This is a genomic window from Pseudomonas helleri (assembly GCF_009600315.1).
Taxonomy (GTDB): Bacteria; Pseudomonadota; Gammaproteobacteria; order Pseudomonadales; family Pseudomonadaceae; genus Aquipseudomonas; species Aquipseudomonas helleri_A.
The window spans coordinates 35,122-60,623 of record NZ_WIWC01000026.1 but is presented as its reverse complement, the minus strand read 5'-3'; the positions used below and the strand labels follow the sequence as shown (position 1 = coordinate 60,623).

17 protein-coding genes and 1 pseudogene are annotated in these 25,502 nt (G+C 57.2%); 14 read left to right on the top strand and 4 right to left on the bottom strand.

Annotated features, from left to right (window positions below; all coding sequences use genetic code 11):
- Position 1: 1 nt before the first annotated feature.
- The 11 genes from GHN86_RS15685 (at position 2) to GHN86_RS15630 (ending at position 14,394) form a co-directional block, all read left to right on the top strand.
- Entirely contained in the window at positions 2-1,177 is a 1,176-nt protein-coding gene (locus GHN86_RS15685; protein ID WP_153379958.1) for a PLP-dependent decarboxylase, read from the top strand.
- Positions 1,178-1,187: 10 nt separating this feature from the next.
- Positions 1,188-2,762 (top strand): acyl-CoA ligase (AMP-forming), exosortase A system-associated, encoded by a 1,575-nt coding sequence (locus GHN86_RS15680; RefSeq protein WP_153379960.1) that lies wholly within the window; start codon positions 1,188-1,190, stop codon positions 2,760-2,762.
- Between the two features lie 4 nt (positions 2,763-2,766).
- Positions 2,767-3,762, top strand: a complete 996-nt coding sequence (locus GHN86_RS15675; protein ID WP_153379962.1) for a hypothetical protein — start codon at positions 2,767-2,769, stop codon at positions 3,760-3,762.
- Positions 3,763-3,798: 36 nt separating this feature from the next.
- Positions 3,799-6,801, top strand: a complete 3,003-nt coding sequence (locus GHN86_RS23690; RefSeq protein WP_228384924.1) for a citrate/2-methylcitrate synthase — start codon at positions 3,799-3,801, stop codon at positions 6,799-6,801.
- A gap of 78 nt (positions 6,802-6,879) precedes the next feature.
- Positions 6,880-7,542, top strand: a complete 663-nt coding sequence (locus tag GHN86_RS15660; RefSeq protein WP_153386896.1) for a class I SAM-dependent methyltransferase — start codon at positions 6,880-6,882, stop codon at positions 7,540-7,542.
- 25 nt (positions 7,543-7,567) lie between these two features.
- On the top strand, positions 7,568-8,629 hold the full coding sequence (locus GHN86_RS15655) for a TauD/TfdA family dioxygenase (RefSeq protein ID WP_153379964.1): 1,062 nt from the start codon (positions 7,568-7,570) through the stop codon (positions 8,627-8,629).
- Positions 8,630-8,631: 2 nt separating this feature from the next.
- Positions 8,632-9,636, top strand: a complete 1,005-nt coding sequence (locus GHN86_RS15650; protein ID WP_153379966.1) for an ATP-binding cassette domain-containing protein — start codon at positions 8,632-8,634, stop codon at positions 9,634-9,636.
- Complete coding sequence (locus GHN86_RS15645; RefSeq protein WP_153379968.1) at positions 9,629-10,720, top strand: ABC transporter permease; 1,092 nt, start codon at positions 9,629-9,631, stop codon at positions 10,718-10,720. The genes GHN86_RS15650 and GHN86_RS15645 overlap by 8 nt, the downstream gene beginning before the upstream one ends.
- Positions 10,721-10,767: 47 nt before the next feature.
- Positions 10,768-11,310 (top strand): permease, encoded by a 543-nt coding sequence (locus tag GHN86_RS15640; RefSeq protein ID WP_153386894.1) that lies wholly within the window; start codon positions 10,768-10,770, stop codon positions 11,308-11,310.
- Positions 11,307-12,746 carry an FAD-binding oxidoreductase gene (locus GHN86_RS15635; RefSeq protein ID WP_153379972.1) on the top strand — a complete coding sequence of 480 codons (1,440 nt, stop codon included), beginning with the start codon at positions 11,307-11,309 and terminating at the stop codon, positions 12,744-12,746. Before GHN86_RS15640 ends, GHN86_RS15635 begins: the two co-directional genes overlap by 4 nt.
- 70 nt (positions 12,747-12,816) lie before the next feature.
- Positions 12,817-14,394 carry an aldehyde dehydrogenase (NADP(+)) gene (locus GHN86_RS15630; protein WP_153386888.1) on the top strand — a complete coding sequence of 526 codons (1,578 nt, stop codon included), beginning with the start codon at positions 12,817-12,819 and terminating at the stop codon, positions 14,392-14,394.
- Between the two features lie 65 nt (positions 14,395-14,459).
- Here the strand turns inward: GHN86_RS15630 and GHN86_RS15625 are convergent, their stop codons facing one another.
- Entirely contained in the window at positions 14,460-15,749 is a 1,290-nt protein-coding gene (locus GHN86_RS15625; RefSeq protein ID WP_153379976.1) for a carbohydrate porin, read from the bottom strand.
- A 292-nt stretch (positions 15,750-16,041) separates the two neighbouring features.
- On the opposite strand from GHN86_RS15625, the pseudogene GHN86_RS15620 reads away from it, so the two are divergent.
- Positions 16,042-16,895: pseudogene (locus GHN86_RS15620) on the top strand (IS5 family transposase).
- A gap of 400 nt (positions 16,896-17,295) precedes the next feature.
- Positions 17,296-19,734, top strand: coding sequence for a membrane-bound PQQ-dependent dehydrogenase, glucose/quinate/shikimate family (locus GHN86_RS15615; RefSeq protein ID WP_153380005.1), 2,439 nt, complete (start codon positions 17,296-17,298; stop codon positions 19,732-19,734).
- A gap of 132 nt (positions 19,735-19,866) precedes the next feature.
- Here GHN86_RS15615 and GHN86_RS15610 read toward each other — a convergent pair whose 3' ends face one another.
- Positions 19,867-20,397: a single-stranded DNA-binding protein gene (locus tag GHN86_RS15610; RefSeq protein ID WP_153379978.1), complete on the bottom strand. Its 531-nt coding sequence runs from the start codon at positions 20,395-20,397 to the stop codon at positions 19,867-19,869.
- A gap of 9 nt (positions 20,398-20,406) precedes the next feature.
- Positions 20,407-21,798: an MFS transporter gene (locus GHN86_RS15605; RefSeq protein ID WP_153386883.1), complete on the bottom strand. Its 1,392-nt coding sequence runs from the start codon at positions 21,796-21,798 to the stop codon at positions 20,407-20,409.
- Between the two features lie 197 nt (positions 21,799-21,995).
- Here GHN86_RS15605 and uvrA point away from each other — a divergent pair, with 197 nt between their 5' ends.
- The gene (gene uvrA / locus GHN86_RS15600) at positions 21,996-24,830 is read left to right on the top strand and encodes an excinuclease ABC subunit UvrA (protein ID WP_323369405.1); all 2,835 of its coding nucleotides are present in this window, start codon (positions 21,996-21,998) and stop codon (positions 24,828-24,830) included.
- Positions 24,831-24,896: 66 nt separating this feature from the next.
- Here the strand turns inward: uvrA and bfr are convergent, their stop codons facing one another.
- Entirely contained in the window at positions 24,897-25,361 is a 465-nt protein-coding gene (gene bfr, locus GHN86_RS15595) for a bacterioferritin (RefSeq protein WP_106116893.1), read from the bottom strand.
- Positions 25,362-25,502: the final 141 nt, after the last annotated feature.

Here is a 25,502-nt window from a genome sequence, read left to right as displayed (position 1 = left end):
CATGACCATGACCACCGCCTGCGCGCCCGTCAGGGGCGACGAAGCAATGACCCAAGAATGGCTGCTGAGTCTTAAAACGCCCTGCTACGTACTGGACCCCACCGTGGTAATGGCACGGTACGCTGATTTACGCGAGCGCTTGGGTACACCGTTGATTGTGTCGCTCAAGGCCAATCCAAATCTGGATTTGTTGATCCGTTGCGGCCACGCCTTCATCGACGGTGTGGAGCTGGCCAGCCAAGGCGAACTCGACATTGTCGCGGGTCGCATCAACACCCCCAAATACGTGAACAATCCGTCGATGGATGAAGATTTCATGCGCGCGGCGCTGGCCTCACGCTGCACGTTCATTATCGACAGCCTGGAGCAAGCGCAGAGACTGATTCGCGTCATCGGCAAACAGACCGCGCCGCAAACGGTATTGCGCATAAATGCGGGCCAACTGGTCAACTCGGGCAAACACCCGGCAGACCATTTCGGCATGAGTCGCCACGACGCCTTGCTGACGGCTGTGGCATTGGCCCAGGCCAACGTACCCATCATCGGCCTCCATACGTTTGCGGGTTCCAATAGTTTTCACGTTGATGACAAGGGTGCCGATGCCGCTGCCCTTGCCCATGCGCTCGCTGCGTTTGCGCCGCAAATAGCACGCTTCACGGGCATGCTGGTTGAGTTTCTTAACGTCGGCGGCGGTTTCTCCGAGCACTTCTCTGGGCAGGCGCAGACGTTTGACGCGTATCGCCAGCGCATTGCACCGCTGCAAAAAGACTTCAAGGTCGTCCACGAGTCCGGACGCGGCGTCTTCGCTGGCGCAGGCACTTTCGTGACCCGCGTGCGTTCAGTCAAAGCCCTGGGTGAGCGCTACGTTGCCGTCTGCGACGGTGGCCTGAGCCACAACTTCCTGCTGGCCAAAACCGAATCCATGTTGAAGCACTACGCCCAGCCGCGCCTGCTGCGGCGGCAACAGTCACCTGTTGACGCGCCCCTGTTGCCGATTCAGTTCGTGGGCAGTACCTGCAGCCGCGCCGATGTAATCGGCTGGAATCATGGCCTGTCGGCCCCGCCGAGCGTGGGCGATCTGGTGATCTTCGAGAACTGCGGCGCCTATAACCAGACGTACAGCGTCGGCGCTTTTCTCTCGCAGAGCCCGGCACACACCTATATCCACCAATCCTAGGGACGTCACCATGACCGCCCACATCAGTTTGTACGACCTGTTGAAAGACAGCGCCCAACACCATGGCGACCGCCGTGCGTTCGCGCAAGGCGCAAAGCTGGCGACTTATTCCGAACTGCTGGAGGACGTGCGCCGGGCGGCAAAGAGGCTGGCCGATAGCGGCGTGCGAGCGGGCGAACGCGTTGCTGTCTATACGGGCAAGCAGTACGAAACCGTCGTCATGTTCCTGGCGATCAATGCCCGGGGTGCGATTCTGGTGCCCATCAATCCTCAGCTCAAAGAGCAGCAGGTACGCCATATCCTGCTGGACAGCGGTGCTCGCTTGCTCATCAGTACGGGGGCACGCCTCAGACGTATCGAGGCGGCGTTGAATGACATCGAACTGGATATCTGGCAACTGGAAAAACCACAGTCTGAGGCCCTGAACACGCTGGGCGATGCGGCGTTTTTCAACGCAAACACCGCCGTCACAGACAATGATCCTGCGGCCATTTTGTACACCTCCGGCTCAACGGGACGGCCCAAAGGGGTGGTGCTGTCGCAACGTAATCTGGTGTCTGGCGCCTATAGCGTCGCTCACTACCTGCGCTTGCGGGCCGATGACGTCATCCTGGGCGTGTTGCCGCTGAGCTTCGATGCCGGGTTCAGTCAGCTAACCACGGCGCTGGTCAGCGGCGCTTGCTACGCCCCGCTGGATTTCCTGCAAGCGAACGAAGTCCCGACGTTTTGTGAAGCCCATGGCGTCACCGTGATTACCGGCGTGCCGCCCCTCTGGATGCAACTGGCGTCAGTGCAATGGCCGCAGCCTGCTGGCGCACGCATTCGCTGCTTCGCCAATACCGGCGGGCATATGCCACCGCCTTTGCTGGAAAAACTCAAAACCGCATTTCCCAATGCGCTGCCGTACCTGATGTACGGCTTGACCGAGGCTTTCCGCTCGACCTACCTGGCGCCGGAAGCGGCCGTCACGCGGCCCGACTCCATCGGCAAAGCGGTCCCAAACGCAGATATTCGCGTGATGCGCCCCAACGGCACCGAATGTGACGCCGGCGAGCACGGCGAATTGGTACACCGGGGGGCGTTCGTCACGCTCGGGTACTGGAATGACCCAGAACTGACCGCTCAACGCTTTCGTCCCTGGCTACACCCGGAGCGGCAGATTTCGCGCGCCGAAACAGCGGTCTGGTCAGGCGATATCGTCTACCGCGACAGCGATGATTTTCTGTATTTCGTTGCGCGCAGCGACGACATGATCAAGACCTCCGGTTATCGCGTCAGCCCCACCGAAGTCGAAGAAATCCTGTTTGCCGTGGATGACGTGACTGAGGCGGCAGCGTTTGGTGTGCCGCATCCGCAACAGGGCGAAGCCATCATCATCAGCCTGTTCGCCCACCCGCACATGCAGACCACCGCCCAGGCACTGATCAAGCTGTGCAGGGACAAATTGCCGACCTATATGGTGCCGCTGCATGTGTCATTCCATGACTCACCTTTACCGCGCAATCCGAACGGCAAGATCGACCGAAAACAGTTGAAGCAACAGTTTTCCGAGTTTTTCTCCACCTCAATTACGGTCACGGAATAGCCTCATGCTTCGAATCCGCGCTATCACTTCTCACGTCCCCGATACGACCCCTTTCCGGGCGGTACAAGCTCAGGAAAAAAACATCGGCTATGGCCATCTGCTGTACAAGTCGGCGGTCTTTTCCATGCCTCGTGGCAAAGGCAGGATCGACGCCGAAGAAGAGCGTCGGCTGCTTCCTACGGCGAGCATCGCTCTGCCCGTAGCGCCTCCTTTGCAAAGCTGCGCCGACCTTGCACTGGAAGCGGTCGCGCTGTTGCGTCAACAGGTTCCGGCAGAAACGCTGGCACAGGTGACCCACATTGTGGTGACCAATACCGCCCTTAACCAACGCATTAATGAATCGGTCGCAGGCCGTATCCAGCATGCACTGGGTTTGCCCAAAGCATTGCCTTTCGCCATCGGCCAATCGGGTACTGCCGGTGTGTTCAACGCACTGACCATGATCGAAGCGCTGGTCAGTCTCGGCGGCAAGGTGCTGTTGGTGGCGTCCGATAAGTGGCTTTACCCATTCTTCCGCGCCTGGGGTGATCTGGTGGTGTACGGCGACGGCGCAGCGGCGATCTTGCTGGAGGGCGACGGTCAGGCGGGGTCAGGCTGGGGAACCCTACGCGCCTCGGCGATGCACTATGGCGCGGCCATCGACAATCCCTGGGGACTGACACCAGCCGCCCAGGCTGAACGCCTGCACCCGATGGCAGTGAGCGCAGCGCAAACGGCACTCGAACGTTCCGGCCTGAGCTCCAGCGACATCGATTGGGTGTTACCGGCCGGATTCAGCGACAGCTTCACCCTTGGCGTCAGCCGCGAACTGGGTATTGCGCAAGACCGACATTTCGAATTGGGTGCCCGCGCGCACCACTCGAGCGCAGCTCCTTTGCTGTCGCTACTGCGCCTGCGTGCCAGCCTCCCTGAGGGGAAGACGGCCACCGCCTTGCTGTGGGATGCGGCGCTGTGCGGCACCGCTGGCGCCATTGTGGCCGAGATACAGGCTGGCGCCTGAATCAAGATTCACACCGCTTATTCATCAGGAAAACCTATGTCTGCTTATAAAGTCAGCCTGCGTGAGCTTCGCTTTTTTTTGTGGGAACTGCATAAAACCGACCAGAAGTTTCTCGCACGGGCGCCGTTCAACGACAAGACGCGTGCCTACTACGATGCCTTGCTGGAGCGCGCCCGTGAGTTCGCTTATGAGTTAGGCAAGGCCTATCAACCTTCCGACAAACAGGAATGCCGCTTGCTGGAAAACGGCAACGTCGAAATTCCTGAAGAATTTCACGAGCTCTGGAAACGCTATAAGGATGAATGGATTCAGGTGCTGGGCAACGACAGCGAATCCCAGCAACCGGCCTTGCCACCCCTGATCCGGCAAGCCATCCAGGAAATGTTCATGGGCGCCAATCCGGCATTCATGACCTACGGCGGTTTCAATTTTCCGGCCATCAAGCTGTTAAAGCTGCACGGTACCGCCGCGCAAAAGGCAACGTACCTGCGCAAACTTCAGCATTACGACTGGGACGCGTGTTTCTGCGCCACCGAGCAGCAGGCCGGCAGCGACCTGACGGCTGTCACCACCCTTGCAAAGCCCCTTGAAAACGGCGAATACGCCGTGAGCGGCGAAAAGGTTTACATCTCGGCTGGTATGCATTCGCTGACCGAAAACACCGTTTATTTTGTGTTGGGTCGCATCAATACCACCACCTCGACCTCCTACTCGCTGTCCTGCCTGCTGGTGCCGCGCTTCTGGCCAAATCCGGAAACGGGCGAGCTGGAAGACAACCATGTCGAGTGCACGTCATTGCTGCGCAAAATGGGATTGAAGGGCTGCGCCAATACCCAACTGGTGTTTGGTCGCAGCGGCACCACCCGCGCTGTACTGCTGGGCGACCGCAAGAATGCTGGCTTGCTGCAACTGGTGCCCTTGATGAATCAGGCGCGTATGAGCACGGCGATTATTGGCCTGGGTCTGGCCTCCAGCGCCTATCTGCATTCAACCGAATTCGCCGGTAAACGGTTTCAGGGGCGTGCCATCAGTCGCACTTCCGACGCCAGCGCACCGCCTGTGGCCATCATCGAACACGCCGACGTACAGCGCATGCTGCTGGAAATGAAGGCGCGGGTAGAAGGCTGCCGTGGGCTGCTCGGTAAGTTGACCGGCGCATCGAGCCAGGCTTTTGCCCTGGAAGCCGAGCCGGTACTGGACGAAGCTCAGGTCGAAAAATACCGCAAGCTGGTGCTGCTGTTCACGCCGATCTGCAAGGCGTTCGTCTCGGATCAGGCCTGGAAAATCTGCGAGCTGGCGATACAAGTGCATGGCGGCATCGGCTACACCGATGCTTACCCTGTTGAGCAAAATGCGCGCGACGTGAAAATCCTGTCGATCTGGGAAGGGACCAACTACATCCAGTCCCAGGACTTGGTGCGCGACAAGCTCGGATTCGGCAGGAACTCACGCTTGATCAAGTATCTGCGCGAAGAGCTGGATGCCTTCTTGAACAACACAACGGGTGTCGGTTCTGAGCTGCACGACCAGTTCCCGGCGCTGGAAAACGCCATGGTCGCCGTAGAGCAGGCGCTAACCCATATCAATGAGCACGTACGGGCAGGCCGCACACACGAAACCAGCCAGTTCTATACCCGCTTTTTGGAAATGCTCGGCCTCACCGCCAGCGCCTGGGTTTTGCTGGAATCGGCCTGCCTGGCTGAGCATGAATTGCGCCAGCCACTGAGTGCCGAAGAAACCGCTTTTTACCGGGGCAAGGTCAAAACCGCGCACTATTTTTTCGCCAACATCCTGCCGACGGTCACGCAACACGCACAGGCCATAGAAAATCTGCTGGTCGCCCATTGCAGCATTGCGCTTGATGAACTGGTACAAGCCGAGCCACTGATACCCACACCACCGCAGAGCCTGTTTGGCGGACCGCGCACTCTGTATCGCGGCACCAATATCGACGGCGCCACGATTGAGCCCAATGAAGGGCTGTGGGTCAGGGGTCGTAACCTCAATGACCTGATCGGCATCGTCGACTTCCCCACGGCGCTATGGCTGGCGTGGTTTGGCAGCCTGCCTACCCCAACCGAGAGCCAGGCCGTTGACGCCGTTCTGGTGCGTATTGCCAGCCATCTGTCGCAGGCGCCTGCCTATCGGCGTGGTATCGAAGCCGTGGCCGACAGCGGTGCCGGCATCGTTCAAGCGGCCGCCTGTGGCCTTCTCGGTGATCTGGCAGCGCTGGAAAATATTGCCCTGATCGAAGCCACCGCGCGCGGTTTGCCTACACATCTGGACTTTATCCAAGGCTTGGTCAGCGTTGCCTCAACGCCGCACTTTCTGCACGCGGCGCTGGGTTATGCCGCCTGCGGCGCAGCATCGACGCAACACGCCGAGGCCGTATTGACGGCTATGGGCGCGCCCCACATCGACTCATTATCAGTTCGTGTCGTCGATGCTCTGCTGGTGGCCTGGCACGCCGGTTTCGGCTACATCACGCCGACGGTGCTGGTACCCCGTACCGCCATCGGCACCGGCGTCACCCTTGCGCAGGCCGTGGCGGCCGGTTTCATGGCCAGCGGACCGAACCATGTCGGCGCAGCAGAAGAAGCGATGACCTGGCTCAAGACCATCAGTGCGCACGCCAGCCTTGCGGACATACGCCAAGCGGTCGACCACGAGCTGGATCAGCCGGGCAACCTGTTGTTTGGCTTCGGCCATCCGCTGTTTGTGCAGGACCCACGGCCGCCGCACATCCGGACCCTGTTTGCCGAATGGGGTTTCGGGGGGCGCTATCTGGAAATTTTCGACGTTGTCTGTGCCCACGTTCTGGAGCGCAAAGGCCTACGGCCGAATATTGATTTCATCACCGCTGCAGCCCTACTCGATCTCGGCGTGACGCAAGCCCGCTGGGGTGTCGGCCTCGGGCTCTGTGGCCGGGTGGCGGCCATGGTCGCGCATGCCATCGAGCGGCGCGACCGCCCTGCTTTCGGTGTCAACAGCAAAGCCGCGCGCAAGTTGTTGGCCACCGTTCCCGTGGGGTGGCTGTAAGACAAGAAATAAGCCAGACGCACTTGATAGTTCAACGCTGAATCTTCTTCTAACGCCATCCAAGACGAGAACGTACCCATGTTATTGAAAAATCTACGCCCTGCTGACGAATACGACCGCTTTGCCTCGCAAGCTCTGGAACCCTGGGATGTATTGTTCGTCACCCGCATCCGCCAGATTGCCCGCGACTTGCCGCCGGGCGCCTTGGTCGATATCGGCACCGCCACGGTCGTGGTCCCGGTGCGTCTGGCCGCCGACCACGTACTGAAGGGCTGGCATTTCATCGGTCTGGATCTGGACGAAACCATGCTCGAAGGCGGCCGACCGCGCATCGAAGCCCTGGGCCTGAGCGACACCATCGAACTCAAGGTGGGCGACGCCCTGGACCTGCCATTCGCGGACAACAGCCTGACTATGGCCGTTAGCCGCGCCACCTTGCATCACTTGCCGGACAAGCTGAAAAGCCTGACGGAGATGTATCGCGTGCTGCAACCGGGCGGAGTCGGCCTGGTGCACGACATGCGCCGCGATGTCGCCCCCGACTTGCTCGAAAAATTCACTCAAATGCGCGCTTCAGTGGGTTATCCACCGACCCATGTTGAAGAGAAAGTCACCCTGGAAGAAGCGCGCGCGCTGGTCATCGAGGCGGGTCTGGATCATTGCACGGTAGTCACCAGCCCCAGCTCCGGCATGGGCGCACTGGGTTTCGAAATCCTCATCAAAAAGCCTTTGCTGGCTTGATACGCAATTCGTCGGGGAAAAGGCTATGGATCATCGTTTAGATCGGGTTGAGCACTTTCAGCAAAGGCTGGGCAGCGCGCGGGTACAGTGTGGCTTCCTGTCACCCGAGCACATGCCGCTCGTCATAACGCCTGTCGACACTACGCTAAGCGATGACCGCGAGGCTTTTACGACGTGGTATCGCCTTCATCAGGCGACCTTTGACAGCATGCTGCTGGAATTCGGTTGCCTGTTGTTCCGTGGTTTTCCATTGCGCGAAAACGCGGACTTCCAGGCAATTGCACAAAGCTATCCTGAGCATGCGTTCGGTTATATCGGCGGCGCCACGCCATGCAAGAACATCGAGGGCAGAGTCTACGAATCGACACGCATCCCGGCCACCCTGAAAATCGGTCTGCATCAGGAAAAGGCTTACATGGCGCACTACCCACAGAAACTGGCCTTCTTTTGTAAACAGCCCTCAGCAGAAGGCGGCGAAACCATTCTGTGCGACATGCGAGCCGTTACCCGCCGCCTGCCGCCGCACTTGATCGAACGCTTCAGCGCCGCGCGCATTCAATACTTGCGCAACTTCCGTGCCCCCAGCACGCCCGAGAATGAACCGCGCAACACCCATATGCGCGAATACCACCGCCCTTGGGATGAAGCGTTCCTGACTGATGATCCGCAGCAGGTCGAACAGCTGTGCCGTGATACCCGCCTCGACTACCAGTGGCTCGACGATGGCAGCATCACGGTCTCGCATACCGGGGATGCCATGTTGAAACATCCGCTGACCGGCGAAGCGATCTGGTTCAATCAACTGTCGACCCAACACAACAATGCCCGTTCCCTCGGCAAGCCGGGTTACGCCTACATTCAGCACGCCTATCAGGACAAACCGGCACGCCCTTACGATGTGCGGCTGGGCGACGGAACGCCGATCCCGGACGATGAAATCGTTCCGATATACGACGCGTCGGAGGCGCAGGAGATTGCGTTTCCCTGGCAGAGCGGTGACATGCTGTTGATCGATAACATTGCCGTCGCCCATGGCCGCAATCCCTTCAAAGGCCAACGCGATGTCCAAGTCGCGTTGTTCGATTGAACATGAACAGTCAAATTCTGCTGACGGACGAAAAACACGGGCTGTCCGAACCTGCCCTGCACCGTGAGGTGCAGTTGGCACCCACGTGCACGGATGAACCCTATGCGGCGGGGGCCAAACTTATCCGGGTCAACGCCGGCAGTTTCCACTTCGAGGTCCGCGACCTGCAGTTCCGCCGCGGCCGCCATACCGCCATCATCGGCCCCAATGGCGCAGGCAAAACCACCCTGATCGAAGCCTTGCTCGGCTTCCGTCAGGCGCATCTGGAAGAGGCGCAGATTTTGGGGGTTGCGGCGTCGCGTTTTCTGCAAAGCACCCGGCACCGCAAGCGGTTGGGGGTGCAATTGCAGCGGGTCGAATACGAAGACTCGTCGAACGTCAGGGAAATCCTCGATTTGCATCAGGCCCTGTACGGCAAGCAAGACCCGCTGGTGGCGCAGGCACTGGATATCGAAGCGCTGCGCACACTTCCCTATCGGGCACTCTCACGTGGCCAGAAGCAGCGGCTCGATTTGTTCGTGGCACTGGCACACCGCCCGGAAATTGCAATCCTTGACGAACCGTTTACCGGGCTCGACCGAGCGTATATCGAGCGCGTCGCACACCTGCTGCGCTACGACCTGGCGGGCCTGACCATCATCATGATTTGCCACTCGGAGGAAGAACTGGATGCCGCCAGCGATGTGGTGTGGGTGTGTAACGGCGGGGTGGAGTATCGAGGCGATAAAGAAGCATTGAAGAACCGCCTGGTCGGCGCCTTCCATGCTTATCTGCAACTGGACGACAGTGATCATGTCAACGCCATCTATCGCCAGTTGGAACGCGAAAGCGCCACGTTGCGGCTGTCGAGGCCATCAAACACTGAAATCAGCGTCTATGGCACACAAGCATTGGATCAGTCGATACGCCGCCTGATCGGCAATGTTGCGTTCCAGCACTTTGAGTTCGGCCCCACCCATTACCGCGACATGTTGCACCTGTGCGCTCAGGGAGAACAGCATGTTTAACATACTGGCGATATTGACGCGCAACGAGCTGCTGGGGTTTTTTCGCAGCAAGTCGGCGCTGTTCTGGGCGCTGGCCTTTCCTATCCTGCTGCTGACCGTGATGCTGATGGCGTTCGGTCATCCTGGCTCACTCGGCACGGTCAATATCCAGTTTTTGGATGCTGACGCCCAAGCCACTTCGGACAACAGTTGCCAGTTGGCGATTCAGCAGGCCTTTGCTGGCGGAGATCCCGTAAAGGCCAATTTTTCAACCGTCAGCAGCACCGCCCCCCTCGCAGCAGACACGGTGCGCATCGTCTTTGCGGCTGGCGACGAACCCTTGCAGGTGCGCTATGACTTCAAGGGTCAGCTGGCGGTCCGGGCCGCGGCGCGCGTGATCGAGATCGCCGCGGTCAGGTGCTCAGCGGCCAAGCGCGGGATTGTCTCGAAAGACCTGGTGCGTTTCGAAGATACGGCCTCCGGCGCCAAGCCCTTCGACTACGGCCAGTTTTTCACAACCGGCATTTTGGTCATCTGTTTGATGTCACTGGGCATCATGTCCACCGCCTTATCGATTGCAAGCTTGCGTGAACACAATGCACTCAAGATCTACGCCTGCTTTCCAGTGCCAAAGCTGGTCTTTCTGGCCTCTATCCTCGTGTCGCGGGTGCTCATGATGCTGATTTCTGTCGGCACCTTGCTGCTGGTAGCGCGGTACGGGTACGGCATCGACATCTCGTTGTGGAGTGTGCAGTCCTTGCGTGCGTTGCCGGTCATTCTGCTGGGCGGTGCCATGTTGCTGTGCCTCGGCACCCTGCTGGCCAGCCGTACCTCATCGGTCAAGGAAACCGAATTGCTTTGCCATCTGATCCATTACCCGGCCCTGTTCTTCGGCAACCTGACCATCCCGTTGAACGATGCGCCAGCCTGGATCAAAAACATTCTCTCGGTGATTCCGATTAACCAATTTGTCTCGGTGCTGCGCCAAGTGATGCTCGACGGCGCCCCCTTGCCTTCGCTGTGGCTGCCCTTGTTGGCCATGGCAGGTTGGACCACGTTGTTTCTCACCGCCGCCACCTTCATGTTCCGCTGGCATAAGAGCTAAGCCCGGGACTCAGGCATTTCATTGCACCTCTCTTCAAGGAAACCCGCATGTCTGTCAGCCAGTTAGGTCGTGCCTATTTGTCGAATGCCAGTGCATTCATTCCGGTCATCGTATTCCTGCTGTACGGCCGCTTCGGCCCGGGGGAGGCAGGCGTGCGCTGGGAGACCGCGTATGTACTCAGCGGTATTCTCAGCATTGCGCACCTGTTCTGGCTGTTCAATTACCGCCCTGGGCATTGGATCGCAATGGGCGTCGACCTGTACCTGATGATTGGCGCCCTGCTGGCTTCGGTCTCTACCGCTGCCTTGCAAGTGTGGGGGCAGGAGCTGGGTGCTGCACCCGTGCTGGCGTGCGTGTTTGTGATTGGCATGGGGGCTACCCGGCTTTCGCCTCTCGGTTTCATCGGCGAAACCAGCAGCGATCAGGCTTTGGTGCGAAAACTCTCTGTGATGTTGCTGATTGGCGCTGCCATCGCCGTCGCGGTGTCGCTGGTTTTTCGTCATAACACGTTGCTGGGAGGCGTATTGTCGGTGGTCGCACTGGTGCTGGTACGCAGCCAATTGCTCAAACGCATGGTGGCGGCGCAATGAGCGACCTGGAACATACCGTGGACCGACAAGCCTCGGGGCTCGACGCGTTTCTGGCCGAAGTCGCCGAAATGCTGGGGCAGGCGTCGCTGCTGACCGGCGCGGCCTGCGCACCCTATGAAATCGACGTCGCTCATTGCCGTGGCAAAGCGGCGGCGGTTGTCTTCCCGCGCGATACCCACTCTGTCAGCGTGCTTATGCGCTTAGCGGTGCGCCATCGCATACGGCTGGTCGCCCAAGGCAACCGCAGCGGATTGGTGGGCGGTGCGGTCACCGATAACTCCGGCAAGCAAGTGATCGTCTCCCTTACCCGCATGCGCCAAGTGCGCGAGATTGATCCCTTGAATCGCACGGTGATTGTCGAAGCCGGCGCACTCTTGTCACAACTGAATCGCACACTGGAAAGCCATTCGCTGTATTTCCCTATTGATATCGGCAGCGACCCGGCCATTGGCGGATTAATCGGCGCCAATGCCGGTGGCAGCCGCTTGCTCAAGCATGGCGACGTGCGTCATAACCTGCTCGGCATCGAAGTGGTGTTGGCTGATGACGACGGCACCGTGGTGCAGCTGCTCGCCCCTTTGCGCAAGAACAATACCGGGCTTGACCTCAAGCAATTGTTTGTCGGCACCGGTGGTGCTTTCGGGATCATTACGGCGGCGACGCTTGAGCTCAAGCGCATCGATCAGTCGACGCAAAGCGTATTTGTGGCCTTGCCTGACCATGGGACAGCGCTTGAAGTGTTGCAGGCTTTCGAGCATCAATTTGGCGATCTGCTGTGCGCGTTTGAGGTGATCTCCGACGCGGCGCTCGCCATTACGTTGCGCAACTTCCCCACGCTGCGCCACCCGTTCGGCCAATCGTCGGCAAGCTGCTATGCCCTGATTGAGATCGCCAGCAGCATGCCTGGCTTGCACAGCCTTTTTGCGCAACGAACCGAACAGGTGCTGGAAGAGCTGTATGAAAGCGGCCGGGTTCACGACGCCGTATTGGGAAACAGCAGCAGCTTTTGGCCACTGCGAGACAACCTGCCATTGGCCATCGCCAAGGAAGGTATCCCACTCTCGTTCGACGTAGCGTTTTCGCGCTCACGCTTGGTCGCTTTCCGTGATCAGGCTGCACAGTGGTTACAGCGCGAACATCCGCTGCTGCAGCTTTACGATTTCGGCCATTTTGCCGACGGCGGCTGCCATTTGATTGTGCTGGTGCCGCACGCCCACATCGCCCAGTACGGCATCGCCAAGGTCGTCGCTGTGCGTAGCGGCATTTATAAGCTGGTGTCCGAAAACGGCGGCTGCTTCAGTGCAGAGCATGGCGTCGGGCCTGTGAATGCAGCTTATTACAGCAAGTACACGGCCCCTGAGGTACAGAAAATCAGCAGGGCTATGCAGTATTTGATGGACCCGCAGGCTGTGCTGGGCCGCTACCGCTACACATAGAACAAACCGCCTGCGCACTTCAATTTCAGAAAAATCGGGCCTGACGATGGCACAGCAACCAATAGGACACATGATGATTACCGGCAAAATGCTCATCGGTCAGTCGGCAGTGCTTGGCGACAAAGGATCGCTGTCTGCAATCAATCCTGCCACCCATGAAACGCTGGGGCCTCACTTCGGCGTCGGCGGTATCGCTGACATTGAGCAAGCCTGCACGATGGCACAGCAGGCCTGCGATCGCTACCGCGCGACCACGGCAGAACAGCGTGCTCAGTTTCTGGAAGCGATCGCCACGGGCATCCTGGCGTTAGGGGTCACGCTGATCGGGCGCGCGTCTCTCGAAACCGGATTGCCGGCAGCGCGCCTGATCATCGAACGGGGCCGCACCGTGAGCCAGTTGCGGCTATTTGCCCAAGTGGTACGCGACGGCCACTACCTCGGCGCCACCCTGGACTGCGCGTTGCCGACGCGCATCCCCGCTCGCCCCGACCTGAGGCTGCACAAGATCGCGCTCGGCCCGGTGGCTGTATTTGGGGCAAGCAATTTTCCCTTGGCGTTTTCGGTTGCCGGCGGCGATAGCGCCGCAGCTCTGGCCGCTGGCTGCCCGATAGTGGTCAAGGCGCACGAGGCGCACTTGGGTACGTCTGAACTGGTAGGCCAAGTGATTCAACAGGCCGCCGCTGCCCACAACTTGCCAGAGGGCGTGTTTTCCCTGCTCATCGGCGACGGTCATCCATTCGGTCAGTCTCTGGTCAGCCATCCCGCGATCAAGGCAGTCGCCTTCACGGGTTCGCGACAAGGCGGCCTGGCGCTGATGCGTACAGCGGCGCAACGCAGCGAACCGATTCCTGTGTACGCCGAAATGAGCTGCATCAATCCTGTGTTCCTGTTGCCGCATGCGCTGTCGATGCGCGCCAGCGAAATCGGCCGTGGATTCGTTGAGGCCCTGACGATGAGTGCCGGGCAATTGTGTACAAATCCAGGTTTGGTGATTGCCCTGGAAGGTCAGCCGCTGACCCAGTTTTGCAACACGGCCCTGGACGCCCTGCGTAAAAAGGCGGCAGCAACCATGCTGACGCCGGGCATTCATCATGCCTACCTCGCGGGCATCGAGGAGATGGGCAACATCAACGGTGTTACAACGCTGGGGCAAGGGTGCTCTGCAGAAAAACCAAGTGCCGCGCAGGCCACAATGTTCGTAACCGATGCAGCCACCTTTCTCACAACAGAACGGCTTGGTGACGAAACATTCGGCCCCAGCTCGCTGATCGTCGCCTGCAAGAATGAAAATGAAATGCTGGCGATCGCCGAGCACCTGTCAGGACAGCTGACGGCGACAATGCAATTGGATAACGCTGATCATTCGCTGGCCAGAAAACTGCTGCCCGTCCTTGAGCGCAAGGCGGGCCGCATCCTGGTGAACGGTTATCCGAACAACGTCGAGGTCTCTCACGCGATGGTGCATGGCGGCCCGTTCCCGGCCAGTTCGGACAGTCGAAGTAGCGCCGTCGGCGCCAGTGCCATCGACAGGTTCTTACGGCCGGTGTGTTATCAGGACCTGCCTGCGGCCTTGATGCCTGAAGCACTACAGGAGGGCAATCCGCTCGAGCTGTGGCGCACGGTCAATGGGCAATGTGTGCTTGCCTGAGTCGCGGAGATCGCTTCATGGCCTGCGCTTTCAGGTTCATAACGCACAAAGCGCCAGCCCGTCTGTTAAAAAGTCGCTTTGATCTGTAGCCCTACAGCCAATGCGTTTCCTCTTTTTTTACCGAAGAACGCGCCCGGTTCGATGTAGTACTGCATGTCCGGTCGCACCAACAGCCAGGGAGTGACTTGCGCGCCATAGTTGAGTTCAAGCATCTGCTCGCCGTTGTCGAGGCTGGCGATCATGTCTGACTCCCCAAAATTGATTGCAGCCGCTTCTTGCTCATCGCGCGTGCGCGAATTGATCACGGCGCGGCCATAACCAAAGGCGATAGTATCTTTGGGACGGTTTGCAAAGGGCTTCTGCTTGACCAGACCCACCGAATACCAACGACGCATCGGTGAAGTCGCAGCGTTACTGGTGGCCGCTTGCCCGAAAAGGCGCAATACGCTTTCAGGGTCTTGCTCGTCCTTCCAGATAGCCTGATCAAACAACACGTATGCCCCGGTACGGTTGCTGCTCTTTTCTGTGCTGCCAATTTTCTGGTAATTGGACGTGTCGTAATACCAACCGACTTTGTACTGACCATCCAGAAAGGCATGATTATTAAAAATCGCCTCAAGTGGCAAAATAGCCCCGGTGGTGTCGTTGCTGGGCATGGAAAACGCTTCAGAAGGGCGTGCGTTGTGCTCCGGGTTGACTTGAAACACAGCGGTTTGCAGCGTTAGAGACGGGTTAACGTCGTAACGCAGTTCTCCCCCCCAGTGTGCCGTCGGATAGTTACCCCATCCACTGCCGCTGGACATGGTTAACGGGTGTGCACAAAAACCGGCGCTCACAAAGTTGGTCAAAATGGGCATGCCCCCAAATTCGGTGCCCATGACCATATATCCGACCTTGGCCGACAGGTCTTTGGAAAACAGATTGCGTTGATAGCTGAACTCGGTCAGCCGGGTGTATTCACCCCCATAGTTTTCCTGGGCTGACAAGCGGTTACCGAGCAAGTCTTCCGTGGCGCTATGGCCACGACGGTCATTGATAATGATCTGCACCACGCCAGCATCCGGAGTGTCGAGTAACTTGCTCAGATCAAACTGCGCGCCAATGCGTATTTGTTGTGCATAGCGAGTGCCGCGCTTTATTCCGCCGTGCAGGTTCGAAATCGTCTCGGAGCTGTATTCACCCGTCAGCTTAATCCCCTTGTCGAGCAGCTTCTGTCGCTCCCCTCCCCAATCGCCGGTGAGTGTTGAGCGACTCATCAAGTTCGTAGAATCCGCCAACGCTGGAGCTGGGGCCAACATACAGAACGACAAACCGCTGCACAGGCTGGTCGTCAGCGCGCGGAAAGAAAAAAACATTCGAAAGGTGCTCCGTTGAAAAAACGCAGATGATCAAAGCTGCTTTGCAAGTCGCTTTATAACTGCTTGCGTCAGGGTGTAAGGACTGGATTGGATAACGTCGCCTGACGTTAGTCGCAACGTATAAGTTTAAGCATTCGCTTTTTTGGAATACATCCAACTCTGCAAGAAACATTGTTGGTGCGTTCGTAACAATTCGCCTTAAAGCCAGCTCTTGAACTAGGCTCTGTACGTAAACCCAAGAAATACGATTTTCTGTAAAATACACCGCCATTAAAGCCAGGAGGCCAAGATGGCAAAGCGGTATGAACTCCCCGACGCAGCCTGGGATCTGGTTGCAGATATCTTCACCAAAAATCAGCGCACCGGGCGCCCTCGGGCCGATGATCGCCTGATGCTAAACGGTATTCTCTGGGTGCTTTGCTCTGGCGCAGCCTGGCGAGACATGCCCGAACGATTAGGCCCTTGGTCAACGATCTATCAACGGTTCCGGGGATGGCGTGATTGCGGAGCTTTTGATCAGATGCTCAAGCGTCTTCATATCCGATTGAATGAGCAGGGTTTGATTGACTTGGAAACATGGATGATCGACTCCACTGCCGTACGAGCAACCCGGGCCTCATCAGGTGCCGGGAAAAAAGGGGATTTGAAGAACCGCAAGACCACGCGCTCGGGCGCAGCCGGGGTGGCCTGACGACCAAGATTCACATGCTGTGCGACGCCAATGGTGTGCCTCTGCGTTTCCTGTTGTCAGGCGGACAAGCCAGCGATATAGCCTATGCCCAACCGCTACTCGATCAGGCTTGCATACCCAGCCTGCGCGGTCGCCCACGCAAGCGTTGCCGCTGGTTGCTGGCTGACAAGGGTTACGACGCTGAAGCGCTGCGCCAGTATTGTGATCGTTATCGCATGCAGCCAGTCATTCCGTTGCGAAGCATGAAGCGCAAAACCAAGCCAGGATTGCCTCGACTTTTTGATCGCCCCAAATATCGGCAGCGCAACATCATCGAACGCATGTTTGGCTGGCTGAAGGAGAACCGTCGCATCGTGACGCGCTTCGACAAGCTCGCAACAAGTTTTGCGGCGATGGTATCATTGGCCTGCGCTATGCGGTGCTTGCGACAATACTTTACGTACAGAGCCTAACAATCACGAACCTGAACCGATGACGTACTGCACCTATTGAGTCGCTCATGGCGACTTGATTGTTACTGTTTCATCAATATTGTTTTCCAATACGCTGGATTTATTCGAGACATCCTCCGATTAAAATAAGCCTGCTGGGCGCAAACAAAGTCATAAACCCCCCCCTATAGAGCACTGATGCTGCGCTCCAGGTTTCGTAGAACCTTCAGTCCTTTGCATGCAACTGCGCATTCAGCAACCGACTCACCGGGTAACGGCCTTGTTTTCAGCGCTTTAATGCCTGAATGACGAGGTACCAGAGGATTTACGCCCAACCATTTACGTCCGAATCAATCATTCGGCCGGGCTGTTCGCACCGACGACGAACAGTTTTGTATTCACCCATAGAGCATTCATGAAAATGACGGATGACCATCAATCACCCACTAAAAGACGGGCAATAAGCTCGCTCGCGAGAATAGTATTATCTCTCTTCGTTTTTGCTGTTGCACTGACATTGATATACGGCGGGGTCTTGTTATTGGCTCTGGACGGATCAAGTTATTATCTAATAGCCGGGTTGGCTTATTTGGTACTAGCCCCGTTATTGTTATGGCGTAAACGTTTCAGCATTATATTTTCGGCACTTATATTCCTTGCTACATGCGTCTGGGCATTTTATGAGGTAGGTCAGTTCAGTTATTGGGAACTGCTGCCACGCCTTGTGGTTCCAGCCATTATCCTGACACTTAGTTTGTGGGTGGGCGCGACGTTCCCGGGTACATCCGTGACTACTCAGCGCGTGGCTAACCGATTTGGCTTTGCGGTGTTTGCCGCGTTGATCGCCACCTTTATTGCTGCGTTTTACCCTCACGGTGCGATTTCAAATCCTGTGGTCGCGTCGAAGGTATCCGAGCCGAAGCAACCTACTGCCGATACGCCTGAAAATTGGGAATACTATGGTCGCAGCGCATCGGGTACCCGGTTTGCGCCTTACACACAGATCACCCCAGAAAACGTCAAGGACCTTCAGGTCGCCTGGACATACAGAACCGGGCGCAGAACGACCGGCGCTGGCGCAGGTGTAGACGAAAACACGCCGTTGCAGATTGGCAACGTGCTGTATTCATGCACACCGGAGAATCTGATCACCGCACTGGATGGTGATACTGGGGCGCCTATCTGGAAGTTCGACCCTAAAGCCAAAACCGAAGAACACGTCACCTGCCGCGGCGTGGGTTATTACGACATCGATAAAGACGACAGCCTGAGTGCTGAGGTCAAGGCTTCGCACGACAACGACCAACAATGCCGTCAGCGCATTCTGGTGTCGTCGGTGGATGCCCGTCTGTTTGCGCTTGACGCGCACACCGGCGCCCTGTGTTCGAGCTTTGGTGAGAACGGTTACGTCGATCTCAAGAAAGGCATGGGCCCGACCGAGAAGAGCAAACGCTATCACCCAACCTCTCTGCCGGTTGTGATGGGTCATCTGACCGTGGTCGGCGGCTGGGTGCGTGACATCGTAGCGGGCGAGCCTTCAGGGGCCGTGCGTGCATTTGACGTGCTGACCGGTGATTTGATCTGGGCATGGGACATAGGCGCACCTGAGGGTAAGGACGCTACTGCCGACGACCATCAGTTCACGCTGGAAACGCCTAACGTATGGACCATTCCTACTTACGATAAAGAGTTGAACCTGGTCTACCTGCCAACTGGCAATGGCCCACCGGACTACTGGGGCGGTGATCGCAACGCAGCCAAGGAAAAATATGGCTCGGCGGTTGTAGCTGTGGATGCATCGACCGGTAAAGCCAAGTGGGTTTACCAGATCGTTCATCACGATGTGTGGGATTACGACCTGCCTTCTCAGCCAGTCATGTATGACTGGAAGAACGCTGACGGCGAGAAAACGCCGGTTTTGATCCAGACCAGCAAAACAGGCAATATTTTTGTTCTGGACCGTCGTACAGGTAAACCTGTTACCGAAGTTGAAGAACGTCCGGTTCCAACCTCACCTGCTGCTGAAGGCGAGCACCTGTCACCGACTCAACCGTTTTCGATCGGAATGCCAACTATTGGTGTTGAGCCACTGACTGAGAAGTCCATGTGGGGCGTGACGACTTTCGATCAACTGTACTGCCGGATCATGTTCAAGGACTCCGTTTACGTAGGCCCGTTTACACCTCCGTCCGAGAAACCGTACATCGAATGGCCAGGCTTGTTGGGCGGCATGAACTGGGGGGGCATTTCCATCGACGAAAATACAGGCATGATGTTTGTTAATGACATGCGTGTGCCCCTGCGGATGTCGCTGGTGACGAAGGAAGACACCAGCAAGTTCAAAGTATCGACTGACGAAGTGCCCGGTTTCATGGGAACCATTCGCCCACAAGTCGCCGGTATCTATGGCGGCGTGAGAATCGACATTCTGCAATCGCCACTGGGCGTGCCGTGCAATACACCCCCGTTCGGCAGCATGAGTGCGATTGATCTCAATACCCAGAAACTGGTGTGGCAAGTGCCTATGGGCACCGTCCAGGATACCGGCCCTATGGGAATTAAAACCCACATGCCGATACCGCTGGGCATGCCAACACTGGGTGGTCCAACCTCAACAGCCTCAGGCCTGGTGTTCTTTGCAGGGACTCAAGACTACTACCTGCGTGCGCTCGACTCGGCAACCGGTAAAGAAGTGTGGAAAGCCCGCTTGCCTGTCGGTGCAGTCGCCGCACCGCTGATCTACAAATCACCGGTTACCGGCAAACAATACGTGGTGATCTCTGCAGGGGGCATGAGCCACTCCCCTGACGTAGGTGATTACATCATTGCTTATGCATTACCGGACAGCGCTGAAAAATAAACGGCTGGTTGTGTTTATGTAAAAAATAATCCCCGTTTACGGGGATTATTTTTGAGGCAAACAAAAAGCCCCAAGAGCAGAACTCTTGGGGCTATTTAGGTAACGCTGAAGCTGTTAAGCCCAAGGCAAGACCTAGAACGGGATGTCGTCATCAAAGCTGTCGAAATCCGGAGCTGGCTGCGGTGCCTGCTGTTGCGGTGCAGGACGCGACTGCTGCTGTTGCTGCTGCGGCGCAGGGCGTTGAGCCTGCTGACGCGGAGCGGACTGCTGTGGCTGCTGGTAGTTGTTACCGCCGCCCTGGTTCTGTTGGTCGCCTTGTGGACGGCCACCCAGCAGTTGCATGGTGCCTTGCATGTCGACCACGATTTCAGTGGTGTAACGCTTGATACCGTCTTTTTCCCACTCGCGGGTTTGCAGTTTGCCTTCGATGTACACCTGCGAACCCTTACGCAGGTATTCGCCAGCGATTTCGGCGACTTTGCCGAACATCGATACACGGTGCCATTCAGTCTTTTCGACTTTTTGGCCGGTTTGTTTGTCAGTCCATTGTTCGCTGGTTGCCAGACTCAGGTTGGTCACGGCATTACCGTTAGGCAAGTAGCGAACTTCGGGATCCTGGCCGCATGTGCCGACCAATATAACTTTGTTAACCCCACGGGCCATAACGTTCTCCTAGGCTTCGCACGTCGGCGCTGGGTTAACCAACTGCTCGAGTGTCGCGCGATCCAATAGTTCGGTGTCCAATTTGATATAAATCGCAGCCTCTTCGGCGACGACCACTGCATCTGTAACGCCCGTAACAGCCTTCAAACGCTCAGCCAGACCTGCTTCGCGCAACGCTTCAGGTGACAACGGCAAGCGCAGGCTTGTTACATAGGGTGGTTCGCGCATGGTAACAGCAAAGGCCAGCCAGAGTGCAGCCAGACCTGCGCCTCCCAGGAACACAACCGACAAACCGCCATGCTGAAACAACCAGCCGCCGAGTATGCCGCCCAATGCTGAACCAAGGAATTGGCTGGTGGAATAAACCCCCATAGCCGTGCCCTTGCCGCCTGCCGGTGACACCTTGCTGATAAGCGAAGGCAGTGATGCTTCCAACAGGTTGAACGCGGTAAAAAACACCACAGTGCCAATCACCAATGTTCGCAAGCTGTCGCCGAACTGCCAAAAGAATAGCTCAGTGAGCATCAACGTACCCACGGCGCCGAGCAAAACTCGTTTCATTTTGCGTTTCTTTTCGCCATAGATGATGAACGGGATCATGGCGAAGAACGAAATCAGCAGCGCGGTCAGGTACACCCACCAGTGTTGCTCTTTAGGCAGACCGGCCTTCTCAACCAGCGCCAGCGGTAAAGCAATAAAGCTGGACATCAACATGGCATGCAATACAAAGATGCCCAAGTCCAGTCGCAGCAAGTCGGGATGGCGCAGCGTTGGCAGCAATGCCTGCTTGGCCACACCCGATTCGCGGTGCTGCAGGGTGCCGGTTGAGCGCGGCACCATGAACATCACGATCACAATACCCACCAGCGCCATTGCAGCGGTAGCCAGAAACAGGCCTGACAACCCAAATGCGCTGGTCAGCAATGGCCCTACGACCATCGCGACAGCAAACGATAAACCAATGGTCATGCCGATCATGGCCATGGCTTTGGTGCGATGCTGTTCGCGGGTCAGGTCAGAGAGCAGCGCCATCACTGCTGCGGAGATCGCGCCCGCACCCTGCAGGATTCGTCCTGCAATCACGCCCCAAATCGAGTCGGAGTTAGCCGCCAGCACACTGCCGAGAGCGAAAACGATCAAGCCAAGGTAGATCACAGGTCGGCGACCGATACGATCTGAAATGACACCGAATGGAATCTGAAAAAGCGCCTGAGTCAGACCATATGCGCCAATTGCCAAGCCAATCAGGGCAGGCGTCGCACCGGCGAGATCCATCCCGTAGGTCGCCAACACCGGCAATACCATAAACATGCCAAGCATACGGAAGGCGAACACAAGGGCCAGACCGCTTGCTGCCCGGGTCTCGCCGCTGCTCATGCGTTCGCTGTGGGGATCGTGCATGGATAAACCTCATGTGAACCGGCGGCGATTCTATCAGTCCCATCGGTTAACAGCACACACACGAGAGAGCCGCGACGCTTTGTCACGTAAAAGTTATAAAAGGCCTTTAATGACATCGTGCCATTAAGGGCCTGCACACTTTTCGCACAGAACCGTATACTCATTCGTTTACGTAATGCCCGCCAAGCGAGGCCGCAGTGGACAAGATCCTGATACGTGGGGCACGAACCCACAACCTGAAGAACATCGACCTGACCCTGCCAAGGGACAAACTGATCGTCATCACCGGACTGTCTGGCTCCGGCAAATCATCCCTGGCGTTTGACACGTTGTACGCCGAAGGCCAGCGCCGTTATGTCGAGTCCCTGTCGGCCTATGCCCGACAATTTCTTTCGATGATGGAAAAACCTGACGTCGACACCATCGAGGGGTTGTCACCGGCAATCTCCATCGAACAGAAGTCGACCTCTCACAACCCGCGCTCGACGGTCGGCACCATCACTGAAATTTACGACTACCTGCGCTTGCTATACGCCCGCGTCGGTATTCCGCGCTGCCCGGATCACGACATTCCGCTGGAAGCCCAGACCGTCAGCCAAATGGTTGATCTGGTGCTGGCGCAGCCTGAGGGCAGCAAATTGATGCTGCTGGCCCCGGTGATCCGTGAACGTAAGGGTGAGCACCTTTCTGTCTTCGAAGAGCTGCGTGCTCAGGGGTTCGTGCGCGCTCGCGTTGACGGCAAGTTGTGCGAGCTGGACGAGTTGCCCAAACTCGACAAGCAGAAAAAACATACGATTGATGTAGTAGTTGACCGCTTTAAAGTACGCGCCGACTTGCAGCAACGTCTTGCCGAATCGTTTGAAACCGCTCTTAAGCTGGCCGACGGCATTGCCCTCGTCGCCCCGATGGACGACGAGCCTGGCGAAGAGATGATCTTCTCTGCACGCTTCGCTTGCCCTATCTGTGGTCATGCGATCAGTGAGCTGGAGCCCAAACTATTTTCGTTCAACAACCCTGCGGGTGCCTGTCCAACCTGTGACGGCTTGGGGGTAAAGCAGTTTTTCGATATCAAGCGACTGGTCAATAGCGAGTTGACGCTTGCAGAGGGCGCCATACGCGGCTGGGATCGACGAAACGTTTACTACTTCCAGATGCTCGGAGCGCTGGCCAAGCATTACGATTTCAGTCTGGAAGTACCGTTTGGTGAGTTACCCGCCGACAAGCAAAAAGTCATTTTGTATGGCAGCGGCTCGCAGAATGTGGATTTTCGCTATCTGAATGATCGCGGCGACATAGTGAAACGCGCTCATCCTTTTGAAGGCATCGTGCCGAATCTTGAGCGGCGTTACCGTGAAACCGAGTCGGCCACCGTGCGTGAAGAGCTGGCGAAGTTTTTGAGCACCCAGTCTTGCCCTGATTGCCGTGGTACTCGCTTACGTCGCGAGTCCCGTCACGTCTGGGTGGGCGAGAAAACACTGCCTGCCGTAACCAGCATGCCGATTGGCGATGCGACCGAATATTTCAGCACGCTTAGCCTTACTGGACGGCGCGGTGAAATCGCGGACAAAATCCTTAAGGAGATCCGCGAGCGTCTCCAGTTCCTTGTGAATGTGGGCCTTGATTATCTGTCGCTGGATCGCAGCGCCGATACATTGTCCGGCGGTGAAGCACAACGAATTCGTCTGGCCAGCCAGATCGGCGCGGGGCTGGTGGGCGTGTTGTACATTCTCGATGAGCCCTCGATTGGGCTGCATCAGCGCGACAATGATCGCTTGCTGGGCACCCTCAAACATCTGCGCGATATCGGCAACACCGTGATTGTGGTTGAACACGATGAAGACGCTATTCGCCTGGCGGACTACGTGGTCGATATTGGCCCAGGTGCTGGCGTTCATGGCGGCCATATCGTTGCACAAGGCACGCCAGCAGAAGTGATGGCGCATCCTGACTCGCTGACAGGCAAATATTTGTCTGGCCGTGTGAAAATCGCCGTGCCAGCCAAACGCACACCGCGCAACAAAAAGCTGACGCTTTCACTCAAAGGTGCGCGCGGCAACAACCTGCGCAATGTGGATCTTGAAATCCCGATTGGCCTGCTGACCTGTGTCACTGGCGTGTCAGGGTCGGGCAAATCCACGCTGATCAACAACACGCTTTACCCGCTAAGCGCTACCGCCTTGAATGGCGCTACTACGTTGGAAGCCGCTGCACACGACAGCATTAAAGGTCTGGAGCATCTGGACAAGGTTGTCGACATTGATCAAAGCCCGATTGGGCGCACACCCCGCTCCAACCCGGCGACCTATACCGGCCTGTTTACCCCGATCCGTGAATTGTTTTCAGGCGTGCCTGAGTCACGGTCGCGGGGCTACGGCCCAGGGCGCTTTTCCTTCAATGTGAAGGGCGGACGCTGTGAAGCATGCCAGGGTGATGGTTTGATCAAGGTGGAAATGCACTTTCTGCCTGACATCTATGTGCCTTGTGATGTGTGCAAGAGCAAACGCTACAACCGCGAAACCCTTGAAATAAAATACAAGGGCAAGAGCATCCACGAAGTGCTCGAGATGACAATCGAAGAAGCCCGTGTGTTCTTCGATGCCGTGCCTGCGCTCGCGCGTAAGCTGCAAACGCTGATGGACGTAGGTTTGTCGTATATCAAGCTGGGGCAATCCGCCACAACGCTGTCAGGCGGTGAGGCGCAACGGGTGAAGCTGTCTCGTGAACTGTCCAAGCGTGATACCGGCAAAACGCTGTACATCCTCGATGAACCCACAACCGGCCTGCACTTTGCTGATATCCAACAGTTGCTGGATGTGCTGCATCGTTTGCGTGATCACGGTAATACGGTGGTGGTGATCGAGCACAATCTGGATGTGATCAAAACAGCTGACTGGCTGGTCGATCTAGGCCCGGAAGGCGGCTCCAAGGGTGGGCAGATTATTGCCACCGGGACACCTGAAGAAGTAGCTGAGATGAAGCAGTCGCATACGGGCTTCTACCTCAAGCCACTGTTGATTCGCGACAAGGCTTAAATTGCGGTACGAAAAAGCCCCTGCCATCGAGAGATGTCAGGGGCTTTTTGTTGAGGCTTATGCCGATCAGAACTGCGATTGTAGGTAGTTCTGCAGACCAATCGACTTGATCAGGCCCAGCTGTTTTTCCAGCCAGTAGGTATGGTCTTCTTCAGTGTCTGCCAGTTGAATACGCAGCATGTCTCGGCTGACGTAGTCTTTGTGCAGCTCACATAACGCAATGCCTTTACAGAGTGCTGCGCGCACTTTGTATTCAAGGCGCAGGTCAGCGGCGAACATCTCGGGCACTGTAGTGCCTACGTCCAGATCATCGGGACGCATGCGCGGCGTACCCTCGAGCATCAGAATCCGGCGCATCAACGCATCAGCGTGTTGTGCCTCTTCTTCCATTTCATGGTTGATACGCTCGTAAAGCTTAGTGAAGCCCCAATCCTCGTACATGCGGGAATGGACAAAGTATTGGTCACGTGCAGCCAGCTCACCGGTGAGCAACGTGTTGAGGTAATCGATTACGTCCGGGTGCCCTTGCATCGCCGCACATCTCCCTGCTTGAAAGCCTGTAGTTTGAACCAAGCCGACCAAGAGGTCACGGATCAATCGCAATAAAACAGCGATTACGCATAGAAAATGAGCCTAAATAACGCAAAAAACCGCCCAATTGAGGGCGGTTCT

Coding starts and splice junctions, on each gene's coding strand:
- GHN86_RS15685 (WP_153379958.1), top strand. CDS start 2: ATGACCATGACCACCGCCTGCGCGCCCGTCAGGGGCGACGAAGCAATG.
- GHN86_RS15680 (WP_153379960.1), top strand. CDS start 1,188: ATGACCGCCCACATCAGTTTGTACGACCTGTTGAAAGACAGCGCCCAA.
- GHN86_RS15675 (WP_153379962.1), top strand. CDS start 2,767: ATGCTTCGAATCCGCGCTATCACTTCTCACGTCCCCGATACGACCCCT.
- GHN86_RS23690 (WP_228384924.1), top strand. CDS start 3,799: ATGTCTGCTTATAAAGTCAGCCTGCGTGAGCTTCGCTTTTTTTTGTGG.
- GHN86_RS15660 (WP_153386896.1), top strand. CDS start 6,880: ATGTTATTGAAAAATCTACGCCCTGCTGACGAATACGACCGCTTTGCC.
- GHN86_RS15655 (WP_153379964.1), top strand. CDS start 7,568: ATGGATCATCGTTTAGATCGGGTTGAGCACTTTCAGCAAAGGCTGGGC.
- GHN86_RS15650 (WP_153379966.1), top strand. CDS start 8,632: ATGAACAGTCAAATTCTGCTGACGGACGAAAAACACGGGCTGTCCGAA.
- GHN86_RS15645 (WP_153379968.1), top strand. CDS start 9,629: ATGTTTAACATACTGGCGATATTGACGCGCAACGAGCTGCTGGGGTTT.
- GHN86_RS15640 (WP_153386894.1), top strand. CDS start 10,768: ATGTCTGTCAGCCAGTTAGGTCGTGCCTATTTGTCGAATGCCAGTGCA.
- GHN86_RS15635 (WP_153379972.1), top strand. CDS start 11,307: ATGAGCGACCTGGAACATACCGTGGACCGACAAGCCTCGGGGCTCGAC.
- GHN86_RS15630 (WP_153386888.1), top strand. CDS start 12,817: ATGATGATTACCGGCAAAATGCTCATCGGTCAGTCGGCAGTGCTTGGC.
- GHN86_RS15625 (WP_153379976.1), bottom strand. CDS start 15,749: ATGTTTTTTTCTTTCCGCGCGCTGACGACCAGCCTGTGCAGCGGTTTG.
- GHN86_RS15615 (WP_153380005.1), top strand. CDS start 17,296: ATGACGGATGACCATCAATCACCCACTAAAAGACGGGCAATAAGCTCG.
- GHN86_RS15610 (WP_153379978.1), bottom strand. CDS start 20,397: ATGGCCCGTGGGGTTAACAAAGTTATATTGGTCGGCACATGCGGCCAG.
- GHN86_RS15605 (WP_153386883.1), bottom strand. CDS start 21,798: ATGCACGATCCCCACAGCGAACGCATGAGCAGCGGCGAGACCCGGGCA.
- bfr (WP_106116893.1), bottom strand. CDS start 25,361: ATGCAAGGGCACCCGGACGTAATCGATTACCTCAACACGTTGCTCACC.